Source organism: Paenibacillus sp. ALE3 (assembly GCF_054113405.1).
On sequence record NZ_CM134214.1, the window covers coordinates 3,113,660 to 3,137,627 of the forward strand.

At 44.6% G+C, this 23,968-nt stretch carries 25 protein-coding genes; 9 read left to right on the forward strand and 16 right to left on the reverse strand.

All coding sequences use genetic code 11. The features are described 5' to 3' along the window. Positions 1-234: 234 nt before the first annotated feature. The 6 genes from ACXHJ2_RS13505 to ACXHJ2_RS13530 all read right to left on the reverse strand — a co-directional run bounded on the left by ACXHJ2_RS13505 (position 235) and on the right by ACXHJ2_RS13530 (position 5,800). Positions 235-357 (reverse strand): cyclic lactone autoinducer peptide, encoded by a 123-nt coding sequence (locus ACXHJ2_RS13505; protein ID WP_013370626.1) that lies wholly within the window; start codon positions 355-357, stop codon positions 235-237. A gap of 5 nt (positions 358-362) precedes the next feature. Continuing rightward, complete coding sequence (locus ACXHJ2_RS13510) at positions 363-878, reverse strand: accessory gene regulator ArgB-like protein (RefSeq protein ID WP_040101587.1); 516 nt, start codon at positions 876-878, stop codon at positions 363-365. Beyond that, positions 871-1,503 carry a hypothetical protein gene (locus ACXHJ2_RS13515; protein WP_165080048.1) on the reverse strand — a complete coding sequence of 211 codons (633 nt, stop codon included), beginning with the start codon at positions 1,501-1,503 and terminating at the stop codon, positions 871-873. The genes ACXHJ2_RS13510 and ACXHJ2_RS13515 overlap by 8 nt, the downstream gene beginning before the upstream one ends. 170 nt (positions 1,504-1,673) lie before the next feature. Then, positions 1,674-2,792: an acyltransferase family protein gene (locus tag ACXHJ2_RS13520; protein WP_165080050.1), complete on the reverse strand. Its 1,119-nt coding sequence runs from the start codon at positions 2,790-2,792 to the stop codon at positions 1,674-1,676. 160 nt (positions 2,793-2,952) lie between these two features. Then, positions 2,953-4,770 (reverse strand): APC family permease, encoded by a 1,818-nt coding sequence (locus ACXHJ2_RS13525; RefSeq protein ID WP_013370622.1) that lies wholly within the window; start codon positions 4,768-4,770, stop codon positions 2,953-2,955. A gap of 193 nt (positions 4,771-4,963) precedes the next feature. Next, on the reverse strand, positions 4,964-5,800 hold the full coding sequence (locus ACXHJ2_RS13530; protein ID WP_019686969.1) for an AraC family transcriptional regulator: 837 nt from the start codon (positions 5,798-5,800) through the stop codon (positions 4,964-4,966). A gap of 137 nt (positions 5,801-5,937) precedes the next feature. On the opposite strand from ACXHJ2_RS13530, the gene ACXHJ2_RS13535 reads away from it, so the two are divergent. The 3 genes from ACXHJ2_RS13535 to ACXHJ2_RS13545 all read left to right on the forward strand — a co-directional run bounded on the left by ACXHJ2_RS13535 (position 5,938) and on the right by ACXHJ2_RS13545 (position 10,096). Then, positions 5,938-7,965 carry a beta-galactosidase gene (locus tag ACXHJ2_RS13535; RefSeq protein ID WP_165080052.1) on the forward strand — a complete coding sequence of 676 codons (2,028 nt, stop codon included), beginning with the start codon at positions 5,938-5,940 and terminating at the stop codon, positions 7,963-7,965. Positions 7,966-8,033: 68 nt separating this feature from the next. Continuing rightward, positions 8,034-9,260 carry an MFS transporter gene (locus tag ACXHJ2_RS13540; protein ID WP_165080054.1) on the forward strand — a complete coding sequence of 409 codons (1,227 nt, stop codon included), beginning with the start codon at positions 8,034-8,036 and terminating at the stop codon, positions 9,258-9,260. Between the two features lie 209 nt (positions 9,261-9,469). Further along, positions 9,470-10,096 carry a BclA C-terminal domain-containing protein gene (locus tag ACXHJ2_RS13545; protein ID WP_165080056.1) on the forward strand — a complete coding sequence of 209 codons (627 nt, stop codon included), beginning with the start codon at positions 9,470-9,472 and terminating at the stop codon, positions 10,094-10,096. 74 nt (positions 10,097-10,170) lie between these two features. Here ACXHJ2_RS13545 and ACXHJ2_RS13550 read toward each other — a convergent pair whose 3' ends face one another. Continuing rightward, a complete protein-coding gene (locus tag ACXHJ2_RS13550) occupies positions 10,171-11,001 on the reverse strand; it encodes a DegV family protein (RefSeq protein WP_165080058.1) in 831 nt (276 codons plus the stop codon). Between the two features lie 430 nt (positions 11,002-11,431). Here ACXHJ2_RS13550 and ACXHJ2_RS13555 point away from each other — a divergent pair, with 430 nt between their 5' ends. Then, positions 11,432-11,953 (forward strand): hypothetical protein, encoded by a 522-nt coding sequence (locus ACXHJ2_RS13555; RefSeq protein ID WP_058710942.1) that lies wholly within the window; start codon positions 11,432-11,434, stop codon positions 11,951-11,953. A gap of 88 nt (positions 11,954-12,041) precedes the next feature. Here ACXHJ2_RS13555 and ACXHJ2_RS13560 read toward each other — a convergent pair whose 3' ends face one another. Further along, positions 12,042-12,623, reverse strand: a complete 582-nt coding sequence (locus ACXHJ2_RS13560) for an NAD(P)H-dependent oxidoreductase (protein WP_013370615.1) — start codon at positions 12,621-12,623, stop codon at positions 12,042-12,044. Positions 12,624-12,696: 73 nt separating this feature from the next. Further along, positions 12,697-13,119 carry a MarR family winged helix-turn-helix transcriptional regulator gene (locus tag ACXHJ2_RS13565; protein ID WP_058829458.1) on the reverse strand — a complete coding sequence of 141 codons (423 nt, stop codon included), beginning with the start codon at positions 13,117-13,119 and terminating at the stop codon, positions 12,697-12,699. A 137-nt stretch (positions 13,120-13,256) separates the two neighbouring features. Here ACXHJ2_RS13565 and ACXHJ2_RS13570 point away from each other — a divergent pair, with 137 nt between their 5' ends. Beyond that, on the forward strand, positions 13,257-13,550 hold the full coding sequence (locus ACXHJ2_RS13570; RefSeq protein WP_013370613.1) for a MazG-like family protein: 294 nt from the start codon (positions 13,257-13,259) through the stop codon (positions 13,548-13,550). A 136-nt stretch (positions 13,551-13,686) separates the two neighbouring features. On the opposite strand, the gene ACXHJ2_RS13575 is transcribed toward ACXHJ2_RS13570, so the two are convergent. Continuing rightward, positions 13,687-14,838 (reverse strand): iron-containing alcohol dehydrogenase, encoded by a 1,152-nt coding sequence (locus ACXHJ2_RS13575; RefSeq protein WP_064963128.1) that lies wholly within the window; start codon positions 14,836-14,838, stop codon positions 13,687-13,689. Positions 14,839-15,084: 246 nt separating this feature from the next. On the opposite strand from ACXHJ2_RS13575, the gene ACXHJ2_RS13580 reads away from it, so the two are divergent. The 4 genes from ACXHJ2_RS13580 (at position 15,085) to ACXHJ2_RS13595 (ending at position 17,929) form a co-directional block, all read left to right on the forward strand. Next, positions 15,085-16,119, forward strand: a complete 1,035-nt coding sequence (locus ACXHJ2_RS13580) for a stalk domain-containing protein (RefSeq protein ID WP_165080060.1) — start codon at positions 15,085-15,087, stop codon at positions 16,117-16,119. 208 nt (positions 16,120-16,327) lie between these two features. Beyond that, positions 16,328-16,738 carry a GNAT family N-acetyltransferase gene (locus ACXHJ2_RS13585; RefSeq protein ID WP_274597480.1) on the forward strand — a complete coding sequence of 137 codons (411 nt, stop codon included), beginning with the start codon at positions 16,328-16,330 and terminating at the stop codon, positions 16,736-16,738. Further along, positions 16,704-17,078 carry an iron chaperone gene (locus ACXHJ2_RS13590; protein ID WP_165080062.1) on the forward strand — a complete coding sequence of 125 codons (375 nt, stop codon included), beginning with the start codon at positions 16,704-16,706 and terminating at the stop codon, positions 17,076-17,078. The genes ACXHJ2_RS13585 and ACXHJ2_RS13590 overlap by 35 nt, the downstream gene beginning before the upstream one ends. 173 nt (positions 17,079-17,251) lie before the next feature. Next, entirely contained in the window at positions 17,252-17,929 is a 678-nt protein-coding gene (locus ACXHJ2_RS13595; RefSeq protein ID WP_165080064.1) for a tetratricopeptide repeat protein, read from the forward strand. 106 nt (positions 17,930-18,035) lie between these two features. Here the strand turns inward: ACXHJ2_RS13595 and ACXHJ2_RS13600 are convergent, their stop codons facing one another. The 6 genes from ACXHJ2_RS13600 to ACXHJ2_RS13625 form a co-directional block, all read right to left on the reverse strand. Continuing rightward, entirely contained in the window at positions 18,036-18,674 is a 639-nt protein-coding gene (locus tag ACXHJ2_RS13600; RefSeq protein WP_013370607.1) for a GDSL-type esterase/lipase family protein, read from the reverse strand. Between the two features lie 68 nt (positions 18,675-18,742). Then, the gene (locus ACXHJ2_RS13605) at positions 18,743-19,165 is read right to left on the reverse strand and encodes a GNAT family N-acetyltransferase (RefSeq protein WP_013370606.1); all 423 of its coding nucleotides are present in this window, start codon (positions 19,163-19,165) and stop codon (positions 18,743-18,745) included. A gap of 41 nt (positions 19,166-19,206) precedes the next feature. After that, positions 19,207-19,761, reverse strand: coding sequence for a nucleotidyltransferase family protein (locus ACXHJ2_RS13610; protein ID WP_165080066.1), 555 nt, complete (start codon positions 19,759-19,761; stop codon positions 19,207-19,209). A gap of 21 nt (positions 19,762-19,782) precedes the next feature. After that, positions 19,783-21,036 (reverse strand): MDR family MFS transporter, encoded by a 1,254-nt coding sequence (locus ACXHJ2_RS13615; protein WP_025677927.1) that lies wholly within the window; start codon positions 21,034-21,036, stop codon positions 19,783-19,785. 32 nt (positions 21,037-21,068) lie between these two features. Beyond that, entirely contained in the window at positions 21,069-22,802 is a 1,734-nt protein-coding gene (locus ACXHJ2_RS13620) for an ATP-binding protein (protein WP_165080068.1), read from the reverse strand. 49 nt (positions 22,803-22,851) lie between these two features. Continuing rightward, a complete protein-coding gene (locus tag ACXHJ2_RS13625; protein WP_165080070.1) occupies positions 22,852-23,916 on the reverse strand; it encodes a cobalamin B12-binding domain-containing protein in 1,065 nt (354 codons plus the stop codon). Positions 23,917-23,968: the final 52 nt, after the last annotated feature.

Genomic DNA, 23,968 nt, shown 5'->3' on the forward strand with positions numbered 1-23,968 from the left:
AAAAACTTAGTGATGAAGCAGGTATAAAAAACCATCTCCTGGGCATCCTTAGGATATCGGCATTCAACCAATGTCGTAGACAACCGCGGAGAAGACTTACGTTTCCCCATAAGCTCTTCGTCCGGTTTCTCCTCTCCCATTCGGGCGCTCTTTCGTAGAGCGCCTGTTTTTTTGCATAAAAAGAAGCTGCTTTAAAGCAGCTTTATGTATTATTTTTTCTAATCTGCATTTCGCTTATTTCAGCAGTTCTTCGGGTGTATCCCCTTGATAAACATACACATAACTTGCCACCGATACAGCAAATGTCGCAAACATAGACAACGATGTGGCTAACCCGTATACTACTTTTTTCATCATTCCACTCACCTCCTTCCCCGAATCAATGTTAGGCTTTGAAGCAAAAAAGCAACAGCCACTACAGAAGAACCAATAACAAAATTTGTACATACAAGCAAGGAGGATAACAATCGCAAGAGGGGATAAAACCGGACTGGAATGCGCGACTGCTTTTCAATTCTGGACGGGGCAAAGCATAAAACAAGAATGAGCGCGATTCCGTTAAACAGGTTTGTCAACCCATTATTTAAGGAAATGCAAGATATGTATGTAAAAGCTACAGAGGTCACCAACACACATGCCATACCCGTTTTCAAGTGAATACCACCAGATACTTGGCGCAGCAAAGCAAAAGCAACGAGAATCGTTGCAGCTTCTACCATCCGCCCCGTGAAGAATGAGGCGAATAGTGTCAACAAGATGATCATAGACGCATTCAGAATGAGAGCAAGTGCGTATTTAAGCACTGGGACGGAGGCCGGATGATCAGGCACAATACGTTTAATCTGGTTAGCAAGTTTGAAGGCCATCGTTTCAATCATCTCGGTATTCCTTTCCGACTGCATAGTAGATAAAAAATCCCGATACCAGTGCAAAAAATATCATACTCAACCATACCTCGCTATAGTAAAGCACAATAGAGGTTGAAATGAGAGACAGAATTATCAAGGTAATAACAATGCCATATTCCTCTTTGAACTTAAGCTTTTTGAAATTTGGGGAAAAGCCAATCTCTTTTCGATACAATATAAATGAAATAAATAGTCCTGTTGCTGCGCTAACCACTTGTAACAGATAACCCTTCAAGGACCCGTTCTGCAGCTCAGAAATCGGCAGGTTACCGAACATAGCCTTCAGGAGTACCGATTGAATAACGGCATATGCAAAATAACCGGTAACTGTCATAATACCTGACCAAACAATCGGGATCTTCACCACCGTAGCAAGTAAAAAAATAAAAAGCAGCATATTAATGACAGGTACCAAATATGAAAGTGAAAATTCCTCTCGGAGCAAATAGCTTTGCAGATTCATAATCAGGTTTACAAAAATAGCCTGCCATAGATAGGGAGTCATTCTAACTTTAAAGATACTTAAAATTAGCGCAAAAACAGCTACTCCTTCCAGTGTAGAAAAAAATAAAAAGCCGAGTGGCTCCAAAAGCATACGTGCATCTCCTTTACAATTCCAACAAACCTCATCGTTGTATTCAAAAACTTGGATGTACATCGAATATAAAGGGCTGGGAGCTACTTTTCAAGGGGTCTTTTCAATAATTTCGTAGATTTATTTAAGCACTTCAACCAAATGTTATCTGATGCTGCTTCAAGTTGCAACTAGGCAACACTTTCTTTGACCGAATCTTCCTGCTTGCGTACAGATTTTATACGTGATATAAGCTTTTTCCCCAACCGGATGCCGGGCTGTTCTATCCATGTGTAGGTAAACCAGGAAAGTCCGGCGGTGCATAGCAACGTCATGATGAACATAAGTGTGAGGCTGACCAAAGGAGCAAACGGTAATTTAATCTGTATGATTAGCCCCAGGACCAGCATATGCGTCAAATACATGCTATAGCTGAGGCGGCCGATCCATGACCACACCTGATTAAGCAGCCACATCGGCTGCCAATGATACAAAGCATACGCTCCCAGCAGCAACCCGACACCTAAGAGATAATCCGCCATACCTCCAAAAAACGCAAACAGCACAGTACCAAGCAGCAAGCCACCACTGAGCGCGTCTACACTTTTCCAATGACGCTCGTCTTTCCAAATGAAAAACAACAATATACCCAGTCCAAAGACAGGCAACTGATTCGGAAACCATAAATACAAATAGTGCCCCCATAAAGAGTGATCACTAATTAGTGGATATTGAGCAAACACCGTATTTAGCCCAAAGCTTGCCACAAGCACCATCACGACAAACCAAGTCGCATGGCGAACCGATCGAATCAACTTAAATAAGAGGGGGATAAACAGATAAAACATGCATTCCACCGCAATGGACCATTCCACACCGATAATGCTGTTGATCCAATACGGATTGAGACCGTTCAAAAACAGAACATGGGCTGCAATATTAGTGGCAGTAACCCCCTCCTGATCCCCAAGCCAAAATCGTGGACCCGTCCCATTCACAGCTAAATAGATTCCTAGCATCACGTAATACAAGGGTGCAATCCGAAAAAAACGACGCAACAGGTAGGCCGCCATTCCTTCTCTCTCGTCACTCGAACGCCTGCTCAGGGATAGAAAAAGCGTAAAAGCGCTGGCCATATAAAATAAAGCGACTCCTTTGGCTCCTATGCTCAAGCCTTTTTGCAACCAACCATTTAATCCGTCCACATGCTGACTGACATGCACAAGTAATACTCCCATAATCGCCAGCGCCCTTAGCGTATCTACAAATTGCAACTTATCTTGTTCCATCTTCCCCTTGTCTTCGGGCATCGTATCCCTCCATAACAAATTCAAATGATACATTTTGTATCTATAATACACAAAATGTATCGCCCAAGTAAATATCCCCATTATGTAAAAAAACACCCTCTGACCGCACCAAGATGCGGTCAAAAAGTGTTGATCTTATCATGCTATAAGCAGCTGTTCCCTATTTGTTTAAATGAAAAGGTACAGTCGTTACGATGACATCTTTGTAGTTAATCAAATAGGCTCTCATCAGCAAACTGGTCTGATTATGCAGTATATTTTCCCACCAGTGTTTAGTGATAAATTGTGGGATGAGAACTGTAATATGATCCTCGTCTGCTTTTTTCCACTCTACTGTATCAATGAACTTGCGAAGCGGATTAATGATACTGCGATAACGCGATCTCAGCACTACTAAACGTATACCCACATCCCACTCTTCCCACTTCTGTTCCATTTTTTGAATCGCTTCATCGTCCACACCTACATATACAGCAACCACATTGTCCGACAGGGTTTTGGCATAGCTGATGGTATTCATGACGACTCGTGTAATGCCTGCCACCGGAATAATAATCGTGTTGCCTTTGACCATAGGTTTGTCCTTTGTGATATCAATGCGCAGCTGTTCAGCCGTATTTTTGTAATGCTTATTAATCTTCATAAAGAAATACAATACCAAAGGCAGGAAGATAAAGACTACCCATACCTGGCTAAACTTAGTAAAGATAAAGATAAGCGTAATTGACAGCGTGGTTAGCATCCCAACCGTATTAATAGCCAATTTGACGACCCAGCCAGCTGGTTTGAGCCGAATCCACCGAATCATCATACCAAGCTGTGACAGGGTAAACGGAATAAATACCCCTACGGCATAAAGCGGGATGAGGTTTTCTGTGTTGCCACCAAAAACGATGACCAGCAATGCCGAGAAGATACTCAGAAACAGGATGCCGTTAGAATAGCCGAGTCGATCTCCACGAACCATGAACATATGCGGCATGTATTTGTCTTTCGCGAGCATAAAAGCCAGCAATGGAAAAGCTGAATAAGCTGTGTTGGCCGCCAAAAACAAGATAAGTGCTGTCACGCCTTGAATGATGTAATACATCACACCCCGCCCAAAAGTAGCATTCGCAATTTGCGAAATAACTGTTTCTTGCGGATTAGGACGAACACCGTACCAATAAGCCAGCAAACTAATTCCGATAAACATACAGCCGAGAATCAAGCCCATCATCATCAGTGTAGTTGCCGCATTTTTGGCAGCAGGCTTGCGGAAGTTCGGAATGGCATTTGAGACAGCTTCTACACCGGTTAGCGCCGAACAGCCCGAGCTGAATGCTTTCAGTAAGAGAAACAGACTGACGTTAGATACCGTAGCTCCAAATTGCGGCGCCGCCGCATGGGCTCCTCCTGCCAGATAGTGAATGATACCACTAATAATCAGAACAAAAATGGCAACAACAAATAAGTAAATCGGTATAGCCAGCACCGAGGCAGATTCCGTCACCCCGCGCAAGTTCATTATAGTCAAAAAGATAATCATCACTAAAGCAATTGCGATTCGATGATCATGTAACGATGGGAACGCCGATGTAATGGCATCTGTACCTGCCGATGAGCTAACAGCTACCGTTAGAATATAATCGACCAGCAGAGAGCCGCCTGCAATCAGGCTCGGACTCTTTCCTAAATTGTCCTGTGCAACAATGTAGGCTCCCCCACCACCAGGATAGGAAAAAATGGTCTGTCTATACGACAGGATCAGAATGATAAGCAAACCCAATACCGCAATGGATATAGGGATGGAATACCATAGGGCAGCGAAGCCCGCTGTAATTAAAACCAGCAGAATCTGCTCCGTTCCGTAAGCTACAGAGGACAATGCATCTGAGGACAGAATGGCCAGTGCCTTGAGCTTATTCAGTTTCTCATCTTCAAGGGCCGTCGATTTTCGCGGACGACCGATTAATAACCTTTTGACTTTACTTAGCATTTCGTTGACTCCTTCTTTGGATGAGGGTTTTGCAAAAGAACTATGAATCGTATATTTATTATGTCACCTGCACATCAGATTGATGAAACAAATGAACTATTATTTTATACTCCCTCATCCAGAAAAAAACAATAAGGAATGCTCCCTAAAAAGAGCATTCCCGAGTAAGAAAGAGTATTTCGATAAAATACCCTTATGTATACAGTATTTTGAACCTTTCCGGCGTAATTCCTTCCGCCCGGCGGAAAGTTGCCACAAAATGACTGACATCCCGGAAGCCTACGCGCTCAGAAATCTCCTTTACCGTTAATTGCGGATACTCTGTCATCATTTCCTTAGCCTTCCGCAACCGAATTACAATCAGATAAGCATACGAAGTCACACCGAACGCTTGCTTAAACAATGTATTTAAATGACGAGCGCTGACATTCATCATAACGGCCATATCCCTTAAACCCACATCTGGGCTGGCATAATTTTGCTCCATAAAGGTCAGAACAGGGGTTAAACGTTCCACATTATGAGATAAGGAAGGCATCGAGCTATGTTGTCCATGTTTACGCAGCAGAGTCAGAAAACGGTACATATTGGCCGAAGCATCTAATCCAGACAAATCACGTTCACTAACCATGGAGTGTAGCATGTTTTCCCCAAAGCTGTGCAGCTCGCTATCCGGGTCCCAATGGTACCCTCGCGTATGCTTCAATCCGAGTGCAGTCAATACAGCCGCGGCGATGGGTCCGTCAAATGTGATGTATAACGTTCGCCATACCTTGGTCGCCCGTCTGTATGCATGGGCTTCACCAGGCAGTAGCAGAACCCCGGACTGCTCACCCAAACGGAAGGTTCCCCCTTTATATGTAAACATCCCCTCACCTGACACCGTCTGAATCCAGTGAAAGCAAGGATAGCCCTCTGGACGGGAAACATCCTCCTGTCTGCTATTAAATCCGATACTTTCAATAAAAAGGGGTAAAGAATGCTCACGAGTAGTCAGGAAAAATCGCAAATGATGGGGAGTCAAAATCATAATAAGCACCTCCGGCGTATGCGGTATCTATTTCTCATGTAGATCCATATTGTTATATACATGTTCATTTTATTATATTTAAAAGCATTTATTTGTATTATAAGATAGGATTATTCTTATATACAGAGGTGATTGGCATGATAAGCAGCAAACTTCCTAAAGTATTTTACGGTGGGGATTACAATCCTGAGCAATGGGATGAGGCCACGCATCAGGAGGATTTACGGATGTTCAGGCAGGCAGGAATTGATATCGCCACACTCAACGTTTTCTCATGGGCTAAAATTCAGTCTGACGAAATCACATATCATTTTGAGTGGCTGGATCAGTTGATTGATAATCTTTATGAAAGCGATATCTTCGTTTGTCTAGCTACTAGTACGGCAGCGCATCCTGCTTGGATGGCTACCCGTTATCCCGACATTCTTCGGGTCGATGCTGACGGGCGTAAGCGAAAATTCGGAGGACGACATAACTCTTGTCCGAACAGTCCAACCTATCGAAAATACGCAGAGCAGATGGCTGACCGACTTGCAGAGCGATACAAAGACCATCCCGCAATCCTCGTGTGGCACGTATCCAATGAGTATGGCGGGGATTGCTATTGTGACAATTGTGCCGCAGCATTCCGGGTATGGCTCAAACAAAAATACGAATCACTAGAAGAGCTAAACCGGGTGTGGAATACTTCCTTCTGGGGTCACACCTTCTATGATTGGGATGAAATTGTACCTCCAAATAATCTGAGTGAGCATTGGGGAGAAAATCACTCCACATTTCAGGGCATATCCCTTGATTATGCGCGCTTCAATTCAGACAGTATGCTGGATTGCTACCTGCTGGAATATAACGCGATTAAAAAACATATTCCCGATGCCGTGGTAACAACCAATCTGATGGGCTTTTTTAAGCAGCTGGATTATTTTAAGTGGGCTAAGCACATGGATATAGTATCTTGGGACAGCTATCCCGGGGCTAATACCCCGATAAGCTATACGGCGATGGCGCATGACCTGATGCGCGGCTTGAAGGATGGGCAGCCCTTTATGCTGATGGAGCAAACACCGAGCCAACAGAATTGGCAGGCGTATAATTCACTTAAACGGCCTGGCGTTATGCGTTTATGGAGTTATCAGGCTGTAGCACATGGCGCGGATACGGTCATGTTTTTCCAACTTCGCCGCTCGATCGGTGCTTGCGAGAAATTCCACGGGGCCGTAATTGAGCATGCCGGGCATGAGAACACACGTGTATTTCGCGAGGTGGCACAGCTTGGGAATGAGCTCGGCGCTTTAGGCAACACGCTGCTTGACGCGACTGTTCATGCCAAAGTAGCTATTTTGTTTGATTGGGACAATTGGTGGGCTTTGGAAAAGTCAAGCGGCCCTTCTGTCGCCTTGAAATACTTGGATCAGGTGCATAAGTATTATGCTACCCTCTTCCGGCGTAACGTACAGGTAGACCTGATTTCTGTGGATACAGAATTCCAAAAATATGATCTCATTATCGCGCCTGTACTCTACATGGTCAAGCCGGGTACTGCTGAGAAACTGGAACAATTCACAGAGCGTGGCGGCACCTTCTTAACGACCTTTTTCAGTGGCATTGTCAATGAAAACGATCTGGTTACAACCGGAGGATATCCTGGTAAACTGCGTAATTTACTCGGGATCTGGGTGGAGGAAATTGATGCGCTTCTGCCTGAATCACACAACCGCATTATATTGAAAGAAAAAGTGGGCGTATTAGAAGGTGAATATAAATGTGGGTTGCTCTGCGACTTGCTGCATAGCGAAGGAGCCGAGGTGCTGGCGGAATACGGCGATGATTTCTATCAGGGCATGCCAGTACTGACACGCAATCGCTTTGGTCAAGGTGAAGCGTGGTATGTCGCTACTGACCCTGAGGAACCTTTCCTTGATGGTCTGCTGGGCTACATTTGTGAGCAAAAAGGGATTTCATCCCTGCTGCGTGCTCCTGCGGGCATAGAAGCCACTATGCGGTCCAAAGATGGAAAGTCTTATCTATTTATTCTGAACCATAATGCCCAGACACAGCAATATCATCTGGATGACCAAAAAGGAAAAGAGCTGATCAGCGGAAAATTCCTGGAAGGAGATATTTCTATTGAAGGCTATGGCTTTCAAGTGCTGGAGCTATCCTAATCAATTCAATCTGACTTATACCACTCACTTTACTGCATAAAGGTAATTTAGTACCAAAGGAGTTAATCATGAAACGACTACTATGGATCGGCAGCTTGTCTTATTTTTTAATTGGTCTAGCACATGTGGTTGTAGGCTCCCTACTGCCCGTGTTGCTAGAGCATTACGGTAGAACCTATACGGATGGCGGAAGCCTGATTTTCGCTCAATTTTCCGGCTTTCTGGCTGGAGTCCTACTGTCACCGTGGCTTGCCCGGACGTTCGGCAAACGCCGAAGTCTGGTATTTGCTCTACTCTTGCTGTGTGCGGCAGAAGTGCTGTATTCACTTCTGCCGCCCTGGGGCTGGCTATATGCCGTCGGGGCAGTAGCCGGATTTGGCTTTGGAATGGTAGAAGCACTTATAGGTACTATTGTTATTGGAGGTATTACTCAAGGAACGGGCGCGGCTATGAGCCGTCTGGAAGTCTTTTTCGGGATCGGCGCCTTGGCTATGCCCGCTATCGCTAGCCAATTCATTGCTCTAGGTTGGTGGCGACTGGCATTTCCCATCATCTCCTTGTTTGCAGCCGTAGCCACTATAGCTTGGCTGCGTGGGTCCTTCGGCACACTGGACGCTCTATTGGACGAACAGGAACACCGAGGTGACAACCATAAGCGTTCCACTAATTCACTGGAGTCACCTACCGTAAAGGCTTCTAATAGCAGCCCTATAGGCAATTGGAAGCTACTTGCATTATTTATCGTTTTTTTCTTTATCTACGTAGGAACTGAGATGAGCCTGGCCAATTTCCTGCCCTCCATGTTTATCGAGCGACTCGGTCTCACACAAGCCGAAGCAGCACTCAGTGTCACCTGCTTTTGGTTGGCAATGGCCTTCGGACGGTTATTTACAGGCTACATTGCCGATCGATACGGCTACGGTGTCTTTGTCGCTCTGAGCTCACTGGCAGCGACCCTGCTGCTGTGTGTGTTCCCGTTGATCCAAGGCACTGCTGGTGCCTTTGTCCTTATCGTACTGCTGGGACTCGGCATGTCCGGCATCTTTTCCATCGCTCTTGTTTTTGCCAGCAAAATGATGCCAGGCACAGAAGAATCGACTACGAGCCTGCTTATCGGTGCAGGTGGAGTCGGAGGGGCCCTGCTGCCCCTATGGCTTGGAAACAGTATGGATCGTGGAGGGGCAGTTGCTTCAGCTTGGTTACTGGCAGTATTTGCTTGTATCCTGTGCCTGCTTGGCGGTATCCTGTACGCCCTATATGTGCGAAAAAAGCGGCTTCAAACCGCTTCATCATGATATAAGCTACTACTGGCACCCCAAAAGTATCCTTAGTTGACAACCAAGGATACTTTTGGAGGTGCTTTTTACATACTAGACGAATGTACCTTGTACAGAAGCCTGTTTTTAGTCAAAATAGATCGTTTCCTATGAAACACAGGACAGATATCTATGCCTCCTCTAGATGAATGGAGTACTATACAACAAACCATATGGAGGTGTTTGTATTGGGTCGTCCTAAATTGAACCAAAAAAAAGGCCGTAAAAAAGATGTTTTCGTTCGTGCCTGGTTTGATAAGCTAGAAAAAAAGTTTGAGGAAATGCCCCCCAAAAAAAGAGGCCGCTCGAAACGGAAATCGTTTGGTAAAGACATCATTGTCAAAAAGCAGGTTGTACGTGTGAACATTAATCATGATGCTGAAGGGGATTCCAGAACCACAGGTGATATAGCGCAGTTCGGTTACATTTATAATGTGAGGCCCCAACTCGTTTCGATTGAAGGGGAGGTCATTTTCGATACGAACGGCATACTTACACCTGGGATTGCTCACCTTCCAGGGACTACACAAATTGCTGTAGCCGATGCAGGAAAGTATGAAGTCCGCTTTTCGGTGTCGGGTGTAGAACCTAACCAATTCGCCATCTTTATTAATGGCGTACTGGCTGAGGGAACCGTGTACGGCTCAGGAGCGGGAACACAACAGAACACCGGGCAAGCCATCCTCGCCCTGGCATGCGGTGATGTCCTTACTCTGCGTAACCATAGCTCTACTGCTGCTGTTACCCTGCAAACACAGGCCGGAGGAACTCAAGCCAGCGTAAATGCCTCTGTCCTCATTAGAAAATTGGGATAGGCTTAGACTCATGCAAAGCCCCAATATACTAAAAAGGGTTTATCCATCGCACGAGGATAAACCCTGAATACTTTTTAAAAGGCGATAATGATCCCTTTGTCATTGGCATACATTGAACTAATTCCCCTGGTGGGCACAATATGAATATCTTTAAATTGATAGCGGTTCTTCAAGGTATTCATTAACTTTTGTGCCAGTCCGGGATTATTGCAATGAGTAATAACGATGCTTTCTCCTTCGGTACTCCGACCACTTTTTTCAATGGTATCTGCCAACTTTTCAATGATTTGATTCTGACCACGGGCTTGAGTAAATAATGCGATGTTTCCGTCACCGTCTGAACCTAAAATAGGCCTGATATGCAAGAATGAAAGTATCTTTCCGGTGATTTTATTCATTCGTCCGTTCTTGACCAAATTATCCAAATTCTCTAACACAAAATAGGTTTTCATCTTGCTGATAAAGCTCTCCAAAGAAGAGATAATCTCGCTTTTATGATATCCTTCGTCAATCAGCTTGCGTAATTTTAGAGCTAACAAGAGTTGTCCAGCCGATGCGCTTTTCGAATCGAATACATAAACATCTGCCCCTTCTTCTTCCGCCATATCCTTTGCGACCAATGCACTGGAATACGAGCTGGACAGGTTACTGGATAATGTAATGGCAAAAGAAGTATGCGCGCCTTGAAAGGCTTCCTTATATAGCATAGGTGACGGTGAAGCGGAACCAATCTTGGTTGTACAGGCTTTCATTTCTTCCATAAACTGAGGCAAGTCCAATGTATCATCATCTATGAAGCATTTTTCACCCAATGTCATGTTTAATGGAATCGTAGTTACTTGCATCTTTTCTTTAAGCTCTGTCGTTAAGTCGCAGCAACTATCTGCTATGATTTTATATCTCACCCAGTACACCCTCACATTATGTTATTTTTCACTAGAATCCGCATTCATCATATTCAAAGAAAGCTCAATTAACCACATCAGGCATTTCTATTTCTATTGCCACATCGCCTTTTTCCTTATTCCCGTAAGCGCTGCCGTAATTCTTGTTCTGGATACATGCAGATGATCTCGGAGTAAGGGGAAATTAATTCCATTATCTCGACGTTAAACTAAATATGGATACTATGTACTATAAAGAATTGCCAACAATAATAACAATGAAATATTTGTGAATTATTATCCTCCCCCTTCACCTCCAGAGATCTCTCAGGCCGAGAACAAAAAATACTTTAATCTCATTCATTGACTCGATACAATAAATAGTATATTCCAGTATTTGCGATAAAATAAACCATGCTAATCTCTGTGATAGTGAAGGAGTCTTCAAACTATGCTTAAGCTAATCCCCAAAAAAAGCTTCATTATATGTATTGTTATCCTGATCGCTTTAATGGCATATTTCACAAAAGATCTAAGGACGGAGATGTCGGTAAAATCAACGGATCTATCGGAATTGTCAATAAACAATATTCCACTAAGCAAGAATATTGCGAAGATTGATTTGACTGCTTATAAAAAGAACCCGGATTTTAACGATAAACACACGAAAGATGCCGATCACAGATATTTTGAAAATTTCTTAATTGTCTATAGTTCTAGTGGAGAGATTATGAAACTGCAAACCTTGTCCGAGAGCGAATTTTCTAGCATCAGTGGCCACAAACTTCAGAAACTTGAGGATGTGAAAAATAAATTGGGCAACCATTTCGTGGATCAAAGCTACGACTCTGCCCAAAGCCTAAACGCCATAGTATATTATGACAAAATAAATCGTACGAAGGCTAGTTTTGTATATCCCCATAATAACAAGCAGGATCAGATCGTTGTCTGGACTATATTGGAAAAGTATTAGCATTTGTAAGAAAAGGCCAACCCGTAATTGCTGGTTGACCTTATCGTTTAAAGAATGTCCTACGCTTCTGAACGAATATGAACTAACTTTACAGCACCGTTTTAACCGTGTCTTGTACTTGTTTCAACAATCCTTTGTAACCATCTTCATCAAGGTAGCCGATACTTCCAAGCAGCAAGTGACCGACTGATTCAATTCCAACAAAATCAAAAATACCCGTATCTGATGTGAGCTTCAATCCTGCGGTCATACCAATTTCATCGTAGATCGCGTTGGGCGTACCATGTGTATTCACGATAAACCCTTTTTTACCTGTAAGCAACTTATTAATCCCTTCTGCACCAGCCGTATATGCAAAGCCGTAGGCAAATACACGATCAACATAACCTTTCAGGATCGCAGGAAGACCTGTCCACCAAATGGGTGAAATAAACGTAATCGTATCAGACTGCGAGATATATTCCTGCTCTACTTTGATATCAGCCGGCGTTTGTCCAGCTCTCATCGCAGCCGTATCCTCAGGTTTTAATACCGGTTGAAAATCAAGAGCGTACAGATCGCGTACAACGACTTCGTCACCTTTTTCCTTCAAGGTAGTTACAACCGTTTCCAGTATCGCGTGGTTAAAGCTTTCAGCGTTAGAGTGAGCATAGATGATAAGATGTTTCATTTTCATGACCTCCAGATATTTTATTGTTATTTTGGCATTTGCATAGATATCTATACATTTACTCAAAAAAAATTTAAAACCTGTTTTTTATATGCTCCAACAGATATTCCAGTTGTTTTTTTTCCTCGTCTTTGAGACCACCATAAATAGTTTCTTTTAATTTATTAGAGATCACCTCAAATATAGGCTCCAGCTCTTTCCCCTTTTCGGTAAGATAGATCAGAGTAACTCGGCTATCCTCCCTTTCTTTTTTCCTTTCCACATACCCCAATTTTACTAGCTTGTCGATTAAAACAGTGACTGTGGGCTGTTGACGAGCAATTTTTTGCGTCAATTCCTTAATCGAAAGTCCATCCGTTTGATACAGGAACATCAGTATTCCACCATGGGTAGGTACGATTCCTTCAACTCCATAGGATTCGAGCTCAGATACAATTAATTTATTGATCGAGTCCCTAATGGTTCCTACAAGTGCAGCTGCATTATTTTTTAACATACAAGTATTATTACATAGACATCTATATATATCAAGTATTTAGTCAGTCTGATCTAATTTTAACGTATGAAATGCTTCAAAGGACTAGATCTAAGTCTGTTATAATAAGATTTTAAAAATAGTTAGGAGGTTGTTAAATGGAGCAGCTTTTAAAGAAAATCCAATACTTGAGCACCCACGAAAAGAAGACATTAGAGCAGATGGTTCTTAAACTATCCGAAGAAGTAGGAGAAACCTCTCAAGCCATGCTGTCTTATATGAATGCAAACGGAAGCGAATATAAGCAATTGAATATTTCCGATGTCAAAGAGGAATGTGCAGACGTGATTCTGGTTGCCCTTTCTTTATTTTATAAGCTAAGCAACAACGAGGGGGAGCTTCAGGAGTTCTTAAGTAAAAAAGTGGACAAATGGGAATCTGTAATGACTTAGGCCAAAAGGCCACCATTAACCGTGCTACGTTCTATGGGGTTGTCTTTAAAAGGGCCGTTCCCGGTATTCTTGATCAGTTCCTGGGACAGCCCTCAAAGTATATAACAAAAATAACAAAAAATAACAACAGTATTATTTATAGAATTTTCTTAAACATTTCGATAACTTGTTCTTTGCTAGGTATGAACGGATTGCCCGGAGCGCAAGCATCCTTCATGGAGTTTTCGGCAAGCAAATCTAAATCCACCTCGTTTACACCTAGTTCAGAAAGTTTGGCAGGAATCCCTACTTCCTTCGACAGGTCCTTGATTCTTTGAATTACATAGTCTGCGCATTCTTTATCCGTTTTCCCCTTATCTTCATAACCGATGACCTTAGCAATGGCACGAAACTTCTCTGGTACATGCTTGGCATTCTCCTCCTCCACAATCGGCAGCAGCATGGCATTGCAAACCCCATGAGGCAAATCGTATACCCCGCCTAGCTGATGAGCCATAGCATGGACATAACCCAATCCGGCATTATTAAATGCAAGTCCTCCCAAGAAAATAGCGAAAACCATTTGTTCACGTGCTTCTATATCATGACCGTCGCTCACCGTGCGGGCCAAATTGTTAAAAATAAGTTCTACTGCTGCCAACGCAGTCGCATTTGTAACAGGGTAGGAGCCTGGAGTAACCAAAGCTTCAATGGCATGGGTCAAAGCATCTAGTCCTGTAGCTGCCGTTAATGCGGCGGGTTTGTCTACCATCAGTTCAGGATCGTTGACTGAAATCGTAGCTACGCTATTCTTGTCAACCATAACCATTTTGACTTTGCGCTCTTCGTCCGTAATGACATAATTGATTGTAATTTCTGCGGATGTTCCTGCCGTTGTATTAATAGCGACAATCGGCAGCGATTTATGCTTGGATTGATGAACGCCCTCATACTCAGTTATATGTCCCCCGTTGGTAGCAATAATGCCGATTCCCTTGGCCGTATCCTGTGGGGATCCTCCGCCAATGGAAATTAAGAAGTCACAGCCGTTTTCTTGTAGAAATTGGACACCATCATGTACATTTTTACAGGTCGGGTTGGGCTTGACCTCATCATATACCGCATAGTCCAAGCCTATATCATCCAGCAAGGATGTGACCTTGCCGGCAATTCCACTCTTCATCAGAAACTTATCCGTCACGACCAGTGCTTTGTTTAAATGTAGTTCTTTTATATAGGGTCCAACTTCATGCAAACAGCCTTTTCCCATCAGATTGATAGATGGTACAAAAAATACATGTGCGCTCATAAAAATCTGCCTCCTAAGGATTCACTTTTGATCCCTCGCTAAATACAGAACTACTCTAAAGTGAAACATTTCACAATTGTAATTCTATCTTTATTTGATTTTGATGTCAATATAAAAACAAAGATATTGCTTTGTTTTATTTTTGTTTGTTTTGTTTTTTGAATCAGTCCAATAATTGGTACACAACTAATCGGAGGCAGTATCGTACAACTTAGAGGAACACATTAACAACGAGGTGATGACAGCATGAGAATCAACAAGAAAGTATGGCTGGCTCTGCTGGCAGTACCACTGCTTCAAGCAACCCCATCTTACGCCAAGCCGGCACCGCTAACTCCAGTAACAACCGTTTATGTGGATGACCGCCCGCTTGAGCTTACTGCTCAACCGCTACTGCTAGACGGGACAACGCTCGTTCCCATGCGGCAGTTGTTTGAAGCGCAAGGAGCTGTGCTTTCCTGGAACGGATCCAGCAAAACCGTAACAGCAACCAAAAACGACACGACGCTGACCTATCGCATTGGAGAAGTCACCTCCACCCTCAACGGTAAAACGCTATCCCTGAACGTTCCCGGACAGATTGTTGAGGGCAACACAATGATTCCACTGCGTTTTGTGAGTGAAGCACTTGGGAGCACAGTGAAGTGGGACGGCCTAACCCGTACGATTCGGATTGCCTCCACTGATGATTTTTTCACAACGGTTCTTTCTGGAGTCAACCTGCGTAGCAAACCGGATTCATCAGAAACTTCCCCTTCCCTGCGGCTTATTCCAACCGGTGAAAAGGTTCATGTCATCCGCGAGGTCAATGCCCTCTGGCTGGAAGTACGCACTAAAAACAACCTGACCGGGTACATATCGGCAAAACCAAAATACAGTGACTATACCAGCACTTCCCTAGCAGAACGGCAGAGAGATGAACTGATCGCCTACGGGCAAAAATACCTTGGCACCCCTTATGAATTCGGCGCTGCAACCGGACAGACATCGACCTTTGATTGTTCCTCTTTTGTCGGGGAAGTGTTCCGGCATACGCTCTCTGTCGACCTCCCCCGTGTCTCTTACGATCAGGCCAAAGAAGGCCAAGAGATCGGGCTGAACGAGTTGCGCAAAGGTGACCTGCTGTTCTTCAGTGCGCGGGGGCTGGAGATCGGCCATGTGGCGATCTATGCAGGGAACAACAAATTGCTGCATACTTTCTCCAAAGAACGCGGCGTTCATTTTGACACGTTTGACGGTAAATGGAAGAAACGTTTCGTAACAGCTCGCAGGGTGTTTTAGGACAAGCAGATACCCCATAACCGTAGGCTGCTCCATTACCACATTCATTATCTTCTGATTGCCTTTTGCCGGACGCCTCCCTTGCGGTTTGCGTTCAGGCGGCAAAAGGATTCATTCGTTCCCATTGTTCAACACGTAATTCGATACTCTTCTTTAACGTTTTCTTTCAAAATCTTGAATCTTTCCCATCAGATCTGCTTAAGGAAGTATACATACCTACACGTCATTGCCTCAAGTTACTAGGCACACAGCATGGGGACCCAATACAGAAGAAGATACAAAGGCGTATATAGAACAAGTTCTAGTCTCACAGCTGGAAAAGCCACGACAAGACTACGAACTAGCCGTATGTCTTAAAGACACTGGAATTCTGATCGGCGGTGTTGGTATTCATGTCAAAGATACTAATGCAGAAATGGGTTATATTTTAAACCCAGATTATCAAGGTAAGGGTTATGCAACAGAAGCGGCACGAGCCCTGCTAGGATTTGGATTTAGCACACTTGATGTCCATCGTATTTATGCAACATGTCGTCCAATGAGGAATATTACAGGACATAATTTTTATTTTAGGAGGGAACAACATGGAAGTTTTTGCAGAATATTTAGCGCATATTGATAACCCACAACATCGGGTCCGAACGGAAGAGGTTTTGGCTTGGGTAACCAAGAAGTTTCCAAATTTATTGCCAAAAATTGCGTGGAATCAGCCTATGTTTACAGATCACGGCACATTTATTATTGGCTTTAGCGTAGCCAAACATCATTTAGCCGTTGCCCCTGAAAAGGCAGGGATTAATCATTTTTCTGAGTTAATTGTGCAGGCTGGCTATAATCACACCAAGCAGTTGGTACGTATCCAGTGGGATAGTCCAGTTGATTTCTCATTACTTGAGAAAATAATCGAGTTTAATATTTTGGATAAGGCCGACTGTTCAACCTTTTGGCGGGAATGCTGAAACTTCTCATGTTCCTCTTTTTCCCCATCGAATATCAAAAGCACGTACAAGTCCCCCACCAACATAGAAAGCTATCATCCTTCGAAATCTCATCATGCTAATGCCCCTTAAAGTGACCTATGCTATAATGTGGAAAGTATGGATAGCTACATATACAGGAGGATTGGAGCAGAATGATTGGGAAATTTTTGATTTTCTCTCTACTATGGAGTTTGCTCGGTAATCCGTTTTTGGCAATGCTCGTACTCCTAATTGTGATCTATATATTGGATCGCAGCTTTGTCGGTGTATTGCCCAGCATCAGCAAACCGTGGAAAAGAAGACGCAATGCAGCACGATTGCGTCAACAGATTGTGTTAAACACCAACGATGTGGCTGCCAAGTTTGATTTGGCACGGATTTGGATCGAAAGCAAGAAATACTCGCAGGCTTTGGAGCTACTATTGGAAATTCAATCCCGATATGAAGATTCAGCAGATTATTGGAACACGCGGGGTACGGCTGAGGTACACACAACCCACCTGGAGGATGGAGAACAGCATTTACTCAAGGCACTGGACATTAACCCGCGGGTGCAATACGGTGAACCCTATTTGCATTTAGCCGCAGCTTTCAAGGAACGGGACGTAAATAAGTCACTACACTATCTACAGCATTTTCAGGAGATTCAGTCTTCTTCCAGCGAGGGCTATTATCTGACAGGCCTGATGTACCGTATGCTGGGACGCAAGGATGAAGCCATCACTGCATTTAACCAGTCTATTGCTGTCTATCGTTCTCTGCCCAAATACCGCAAACGAAGTGAGCGCAAGTGGGCTGCACGCAGTCTATTCCGTAAAATAATCAGCTAAATCACACGCTGAAACGCAAAAAAGAGGTTCAAGATGAACAGTTAATCTGCCATGATGAACCTCTTTCTTTATTATACTTTTTCCGATCCAAAGCATCCTCTCACGGTCATCGTAACGGCGCATAACCAAGTCGATTCAGCTCTTCCGCAATCACGCGATAACCACGGCTGTTCGGATGTATCCGGTCCAGCGAAAGCAGTGCCCGTTCATTGCCTTCGAATATGGGATAAATGTTCGCTACCCGATAATTCGGCCCGCCCAATGTATAGAGAAACGAGTTGTATTGGCGCACATATACTCCCGCCTCCCTTACTCCTGGAAAAGGATTATATAACCCCACCATTCGGATGATAAATGGCTCACGCTGACCGGACTTTATTTGATACAGGGCATGTACAATTTGGCGTACATGTTCTTTGGTATGATTCAGCGCTTGCGAAATGGAAGAACCCGACGCGCCTGGGCTTCCAGCAAGTGTACTGATATATGGACGCAGATCATTCCCGCCGATCGTCACCGTTATGAGTTCAGCCCGGCTGATTGCCGACCGAAAAAGCGGATTGTTGCGGACCATGGACAGCAGCTCCTGCGATGTCAATCCGTTGATTCCCAGATTCTCGTAACTGACTGGCGTACGGAGATGTCTTTCCGCCATTCGCCGATAGACAGGTACAAAGCCGCCACTCAGCAACGTCCCTGCACCTGTCGTTAAAGAATCTCCAATCGCTGTGTAGTGATACGCCAATGAAACCCACCTCCCTCCGACATAACATATATTATGTAGAAAAAAGGAAGTGGGACACGGAGATTCGCTTATTCTTCGTCTATTTCATATATACAATGGAATTGCCCACCATCTGGCAAATCCTCCGATCCATATACGGCAAAACCCACGTTGCGGAAGAAATCTGCCCCCTCCGCATCTGTGTCCACCGTAAGTCGCTTCGGGCTACGCTCCTTAATAAGCGTAAGCAACATCCCTCTGCCGTAGCCTCTATGACGATTTTCAGGTAATACAGCCAGATGATGGAGCACGATCGTTCCATCCTCCCGCTCCTCAAAACCGACAACACCTACAATAAGTCCTTCATCTTCCACACCGAACAACTTCCATTCATCCGAGGCTTGATAAGCACGCAAAGCCGCCTCTCCGCGTTCAGGATGATCAAGCACAGCGTAGGTAAGGAGCTCCAGCACCTCCTCACGATCTGAATCTGGTTTTATATTTTTAAACATCGTTAGTCGTCTCTCCTTATAATCTGAAATGAGGTTATACTTTAGTTTTCCACAATAAGCAACGGCCAATTATCTAGCCACTGTTTTTCAAATACACGCTGACGAAAAGCCGTAGTGTGACGGAACAGGGGGCTTTGGCGTACCCGCATATCCAGCAGATCTTCCAACCCATACGGACAAATAACCTCCATTTGATCCTTGGTATTCAATCGAATGGCTACAGCTGTTGCCGTCTCTGGCCAGCGGCTCATCGCATCCTCTATCGAGGAATACGGAGCCTCCCCGTTGCGAATATGCATCCGAGCTTGATTTTTGACAGACCAGTTGCGTCCTGCCTGTTTACGATTCAAGGACTGCTCCAGAAACTCATCTCGTTCCTCTAGCGTATTTTTAGGGTCAAAATAAATAACATCGATATCGTTTAGAGGTGTAGCCGTTGTATAGCCATGAAGCTTGTCCCAAACCCGGTTTCGTACATAGCCCGCGGCTATACAGCCTTGCGGAAGCTTCAGCTCTCGCACATAACGCAAGTCTTCCAAGACCTGTGGATCATTCATATATTGTATAATTCGTAGCACATCTTCTTCCGACTTCATCCTGTACTCAGCTCCCTTTTTTTATGATGATAGTTGCTGCACAGACTCCCCACCTTGAGCCGCGAACCGGGCTGTACGCTGCGCCAAACGGCGGCGTGCGACCAGCAGGAACGGAATACCGATCACAACCGACAGTGCAACCGGAACAAACACGGCAAGCGGTGCTGTTTGACCATAGATATCCAGCAACCAGCCACCAAATAAAGGAGCCAGTACACTACCCAAATTATTAAAGCCGATCGTACCGAAGTAGGTCCCTTTATATTGGACATCAGCAATTTGATCAATCAGTACGTCCAGCATCGTGAACAATAATACTTCGCCTACTGTAAACAACACCATATCCAGTATAAACATCCAGCCTGAGTTTAGCATACCGCACAGCAGCAAGCTGACTGCAATACATATATTCCCTGCTATTAAGGAATTCACTGGAGAAAAGCGGCTTGCCAGTCGTACCAGTGGATACTGAAAAGCCAATACGCAAACCGCGTTGACCGTTAGCATGTATGTAAACCACCGGGTACCTTCCTCGAAGGACAACGATAAAAATTGAGGCATTGTCGAATTGGAATGAGCATAGCCCATTACGCAGAATACGGTTCCCAACAAAATCGGCATAAATACGGGATCTCTGCTGGCTGTTCGGAACGCCTCACCCATCCGCAGCGGAGCCTCGCCTGCGGTTGTGCCTACATGCAGATCTGCTGCATACCGAGTAAATTGGATCAACAGCAGCACCCCGTACAGAGCATACACACCAGCGGCTACCATAAACGGCGTACCTGTAGATGCCGATCCCAACATCAAACCAAGCAGCGGTCCTGCCACCACACCAACATTAATCGCCGCATATCTCATGTTATAGACGAGCAATCTTTTCTCCTTGGGGGTTACATCTGATAATAGCGCCCGCGAAGTTGGCTCGAACAAGGATCTGCATAGTCCATTCAGAGCATTAATGACAAAAAAAGCCCAAGCCGCTTCTGCCAACGCAAAAGCGACGAATACAAGCGCCCAACTCGCGATGGATACCAGCATCACCTTACGCCGTCCGATCCGATCTGAAATATATCCACCGTAAAAGCTGGCAAAAATGCCGACCAGCGAGCTGACCGATACGATCACCCCCGTATGAAAGGGGGAAACCCCCAGACGGGTGGTCAGATAAATAGACAAAAATGGGATACTCATCGAGGTCGCCATCCGACCAAAAATCGTACCCGCTATAATTGTCCAGGCCAGCGGGTGAATGGAACGCAGCTGTTCTTTCATATATATCTTAGGTCCTCCTTCTAGGTACAAGTCTAACAAGGGGGAATCAGTCTAGACTGGTGAATATAACGTTCCAGCTCTAAGCACGTTGCCTGATAGACAGACTGGAGCGCAGACAACTTCACTTGCGTATTCTCAAGTCGGTTCTCCCGTGCAAGCTGTTCAATATCAGACAGCAACTTGGACAAACGCCCGACCCCTAGACTCACGCTGCCTGATTTCAACTCATGAGCAGCCTCTACTACTTTTGTGACTTCGCCCGCAGCAACCAATTCTTTTAACTTGTTGATTTTGGCAGGTGTATCACTAGTATACATTTCAACCAATGACTCGAGTAATCCCGTGCTACCATCCTCATCCAGCAACATAATTTCCCGAATAACATCCTCATCCAAAATAGGCTCGGATTCCGGAACGGGTAGCCATTTGACGAGCTTTTCTGAGAGATTTTCAATCGTCACCGGTTTCGTCAAGTAATCGTTCACTCCAACCTCCCGCCCACGAGCCTGGTCTTCCTCGGACACATTTCCGGTCAAAGAAATGATCGTTACGGGCGGCTGTTGGTTTTCTACTTCCCACTGGCGGATCGCTTTCGTCGCATCGTGACCATTTAGCAGAGGCATATGGTGATCCATTAGAATGCAGGCGTAGGATCGTTCGGAGGCCGCTCTTACTGCGGCTTGCCCATCCTCGGCAAAGTCAATATGCTGGAATCCCAGGTGGTTAAGCTGTAATTGCACCACTTGACGATTCACCCGATTATCCTCAGCCACCAAAATAACTTGAGAATGAATATGCTCACGAAGCAATTCGCTACGTGCCGTCAATTCACCATTTTCATGTTGCTCTATTTTATCTGCCTGTCCTGATGCCTTCCTGAAGGGAATTTCAAACCAGAATGTGGAGCCTTGGCCTTCTTCGCTGACGACCCCAATCTCTCCCTGCATAAGTTTCACAAACGAGCTGCATATCCATAGTCCCAGTCCCGTTCCTCCATATTGAGAGGCGCCGCCCTCACCGGCTTGCACATAAGGCTGAAACAGCTTGTCCTGATCCTCCGGTGAAATCCCGATGCCCGAATCCTGTACTTCAAAACGAACACGTTGGGAATCTTTTGTTTCCTCAACCAATTTTGTACGAACAACAAGTATCCCTTCGCTTGTAAATTTATTCGCATTGTTCAACAGATTAAGCAAGATCTGCATAATCCTTGCCGAATCTCCTTCGAGATGCTCTGCCACGCCAGGATCAGTCTCTATACTCAACTGATTGCCCATCTGATAAATTTGCGGCTCCAACAACTGGGCAACATGGCTCATAATCGCTTGAACTCTGACATTTCCGATCTCCAATTCCATCTGTCCTGCTTCTACTTTGGATATATCGAGCAGATTATTAATCATGTTTAGCAGCAGAGAGGCCGACTCACGTATCACACCGATGGCCTGCCGCTGATCTGGAGACAGTTTGGATGCAGCTAACATTTCGATCATCCCCAGAATTCCGTTCATTGGCGTTCTAAATTCATGACTAACCACGGCGAGAAAAGTGCTCTTCAGGTCATTAGCCCGTATCGCTTCTTCCTTTGTCCGCTTTAATTCCGCATTGCTTTTGGCAAGCTGACGCTGCAGATTGACCAGCTCGTTGTTCATTGCTGAAAATTCATTCAGCAGCTTTTCTTCCTCAGCTTTGCTTTTCACAACCTCATCCGTTAATTGTTCGACCGTTCTCCGCAGGACAGCCATTTCTGCTGTCGGTTCCTTCATATTAAAAGGCCCCCTTTACAAAATGACTTACGGGTTGCCAACACTAACATTATCTCTTGAGCGAAAGTATGCCCTCTGCTACCTCCAGCGCTTCCTCCGCACCTGGTGCATATCCATCCGCCCCAACTTCCTGCCATAAGTGTGAATCAAGATTAAAGGGCAAGCCACCGACCATAATTTTCACATGCCTGGTAGTTGTATTTTGACGGATAACAGTAATCAACTTTTTCACCAGATGGACATGGTAAGCCATGGTAGCTGAGATAGCTACCACATCTGCGTTGTAACTCACAATGGCCTGAAGCAGGCTCCGATCAGGTACATTAGCACCTAAATAGTACGTATCCCAACCATCCATCTCGAATATATCAGCCAGCATACGCAGACCTATTTCATGCTGCTCGCTGCCTACACATGCTGCTACAAGGCTGCGTCCCTTATTTCCAGTACCTATCCATCTGGGATACAGGCTGGAAATAATAAACTGAGTCGCGGCAGTACAAAAATGTTCTTGGCCAACCGTAATTTTGCCTTCATGCCACAGACGACCTATTTCATATTGCGAAATTTGAAAAATATATTTATAAGTATGTTGAATAGACGTACCTTCATCAAGCAAATGGACGATCCAATCCAAAGCCTGTCTGCGATTACCTGAGAGTAAATATTCCAAATACTGAGTCACATCGGCAGCATAGGGATTATCATCTGTAATAAAAGAGGCATACTCCTCCTTCTTCCCAATTTGCTGTATCCCCAATTCCAGATGCATCAGCACCGTCGTTTTATCCGTGTGATGAAAGTGCTCTACCAACGTCTCCCGAATTAATTGAAAATTGATGATCAAATCTTCTTGGGTTATGCCGAAACCTTCTAGAAGTCTCTTTAACCAGGAAACATAATACGTAAATAAAATAGGACTGTTCACGATTACACTTTCTGCTAAATAGTTCAAACTATATATGGAGTCCTGTTTTGTCTTTATTTTACCGTTGTCCCCAAAGCGCTCCAAAAGATCTGGCTGTAATTCGTATTGTTTATGGGTAACTAGTTCAGCCAAGCCTCCTGCTTGCATTAATAGCGACTCACCTGCGGTATATTGCTGTATACTCATGTACAGCTCCTTCCCCGACAAGGTATTTGTATATGAAACAGGTTCTAGGGAT

Bases quoted from the DNA above. Each gene is read 5' to 3' on its own strand.
- ACXHJ2_RS13505 (WP_013370626.1), bottom strand. From the start codon at position 357: ATGATGAAAAAAGTAGTATACGGGTTAGCCACATCGTTGTCTATGTTT.
- ACXHJ2_RS13510 (WP_040101587.1), bottom strand. From the start codon at position 878: ATGATTGAAACGATGGCCTTCAAACTTGCTAACCAGATTAAACGTATT.
- ACXHJ2_RS13515 (WP_165080048.1), bottom strand. From the start codon at position 1,503: ATGCTTTTGGAGCCACTCGGCTTTTTATTTTTTTCTACACTGGAAGGA.
- ACXHJ2_RS13520 (WP_165080050.1), bottom strand. From the start codon at position 2,792: ATGCCCGAAGACAAGGGGAAGATGGAACAAGATAAGTTGCAATTTGTA.
- ACXHJ2_RS13525 (WP_013370622.1), bottom strand. From the start codon at position 4,770: ATGCTAAGTAAAGTCAAAAGGTTATTAATCGGTCGTCCGCGAAAATCG.
- ACXHJ2_RS13530 (WP_019686969.1), bottom strand. From the start codon at position 5,800: ATGATTTTGACTCCCCATCATTTGCGATTTTTCCTGACTACTCGTGAG.
- ACXHJ2_RS13535 (WP_165080052.1), top strand. From the start codon at position 5,938: ATGATAAGCAGCAAACTTCCTAAAGTATTTTACGGTGGGGATTACAAT.
- ACXHJ2_RS13540 (WP_165080054.1), top strand. From the start codon at position 8,034: ATGAAACGACTACTATGGATCGGCAGCTTGTCTTATTTTTTAATTGGT.
- ACXHJ2_RS13555 (WP_058710942.1), top strand. From the start codon at position 11,432: ATGCTTAAGCTAATCCCCAAAAAAAGCTTCATTATATGTATTGTTATC.
- ACXHJ2_RS13560 (WP_013370615.1), bottom strand. From the start codon at position 12,623: ATGAAACATCTTATCATCTATGCTCACTCTAACGCTGAAAGCTTTAAC.
- ACXHJ2_RS13565 (WP_058829458.1), bottom strand. From the start codon at position 13,119: ATGTTAAAAAATAATGCAGCTGCACTTGTAGGAACCATTAGGGACTCG.
- ACXHJ2_RS13570 (WP_013370613.1), top strand. From the start codon at position 13,257: ATGGAGCAGCTTTTAAAGAAAATCCAATACTTGAGCACCCACGAAAAG.
- ACXHJ2_RS13575 (WP_064963128.1), bottom strand. From the start codon at position 14,838: ATGAGCGCACATGTATTTTTTGTACCATCTATCAATCTGATGGGAAAA.
- ACXHJ2_RS13580 (WP_165080060.1), top strand. From the start codon at position 15,085: ATGAGAATCAACAAGAAAGTATGGCTGGCTCTGCTGGCAGTACCACTG.
- ACXHJ2_RS13590 (WP_165080062.1), top strand. From the start codon at position 16,704: ATGGAAGTTTTTGCAGAATATTTAGCGCATATTGATAACCCACAACAT.
- ACXHJ2_RS13595 (WP_165080064.1), top strand. From the start codon at position 17,252: ATGATTGGGAAATTTTTGATTTTCTCTCTACTATGGAGTTTGCTCGGT.
- ACXHJ2_RS13605 (WP_013370606.1), bottom strand. From the start codon at position 19,165: ATGTTTAAAAATATAAAACCAGATTCAGATCGTGAGGAGGTGCTGGAG.
- ACXHJ2_RS13610 (WP_165080066.1), bottom strand. From the start codon at position 19,761: ATGAAGTCGGAAGAAGATGTGCTACGAATTATACAATATATGAATGAT.
- ACXHJ2_RS13615 (WP_025677927.1), bottom strand. From the start codon at position 21,036: ATGAAAGAACAGCTGCGTTCCATTCACCCGCTGGCCTGGACAATTATA.
- ACXHJ2_RS13620 (WP_165080068.1), bottom strand. From the start codon at position 22,802: ATGAAGGAACCGACAGCAGAAATGGCTGTCCTGCGGAGAACGGTCGAA.
- ACXHJ2_RS13625 (WP_165080070.1), bottom strand. From the start codon at position 23,916: ATGAGTATACAGCAATATACCGCAGGTGAGTCGCTATTAATGCAAGCA.